This window comes from Brevundimonas sp. EU05-FHT14B07, from assembly GCF_058790795.1.
Window position 1 is genome coordinate 1 of record NZ_JBYTCZ010000008.1, and the last position, 1,136, is coordinate 1,136.

The 1,136-nt window shown below is 64.1% G+C and carries 1 protein-coding gene; it reads left to right on the forward strand.

The window, feature by feature from the left end; all coding sequences use genetic code 11:
• Positions 1-1,136 (forward strand): elongation factor Tu (gene tuf, locus AC3WRC_RS14285; RefSeq protein WP_492304281.1); only part of this gene is annotated, 1,136 nt, incomplete at its 3' end.

Below are 1,136 nucleotides of genomic sequence, written 5' to 3' on the forward strand. Positions count from 1 at the left end.
ATGGCCAAGGAAAAGTTCGAACGGACGAAGCCGCACTGCAACATCGGCACGATTGGTCACGTTGACCACGGCAAGACGACGTTGACGGCTGCGATCACGATGACGCTGGCGAAGGCCGGCGGCGCGAAGGCGATGAACTACGCCGACATCGACGCTGCGCCGGAAGAGAAGGCCCGCGGCATCACGATCAACACCGCGCACGTGGAATATGAGACGGCCAACCGTCACTACGCCCACGTCGACTGCCCCGGCCACGCCGACTATGTGAAGAACATGATCACCGGCGCCGCGCAGATGGACGGCGCGATCCTGGTGGTGTCGGCCGCTGACGGCCCGATGCCGCAGACCCGCGAGCACATCCTGCTGGCCCGTCAGGTCGGCGTGCCGGCCCTGGTGGTCTTCATGAACAAGGTCGACCTGGTCGACGACGAAGAGCTGCTCGAGCTGGTCGAGATGGAAGTGCGCGAGCTGCTCAGCTCCTACCAGTTCCCCGGCGACGACATTCCGATCACCAAGGGTTCGGCCAAGGCCGCGACCGACGGCGTGAACCCGGAAATCGGCGAACAGCGCGTTCTGGCCCTGATGGAAACCGTCGACGCCTACATCCCGCAGCCGGAGCGTCCGGTCGACCTGCCGTTCCTGATGCCGGTCGAAGACGTGTTCTCGATCTCGGGCCGCGGCACCGTGGTCACGGGCCGCGTCGAGAAGGGCATCGTCAAGGTCGGTGAGGAAGTCGAGATCGTCGGCATCCGTCCGGTCCAGAAGACGACCTGCACGGGCGTGGAAATGTTCCGCAAGCTGCTGGACCAAGGTCAAGCGGGCGACAACGTCGGCGTGCTGCTGCGCGGCACCAAGCGTGAAGATGTCGAGCGCGGCCAAGTGCTGTGCAAGCCGGGCTCCATCACTCCGCACACCAAGTTCCTGGCCGAAGCCTACATCCTGACCAAGGAAGAAGGCGGTCGTCACACCCCGTTCTTCACGAACTATCGCCCGCAGTTCTACTTCCGCACGACGGACGTGACCGGCATCGTTCACCTGAAGGAAGGCGTCGAGATGATCATGCCGGGCGACAACGCCGAGCTGAACGTCGAGCTGATCACGCCGATCGCGATGGACCAAGGCCTGCGCTTCGCCAT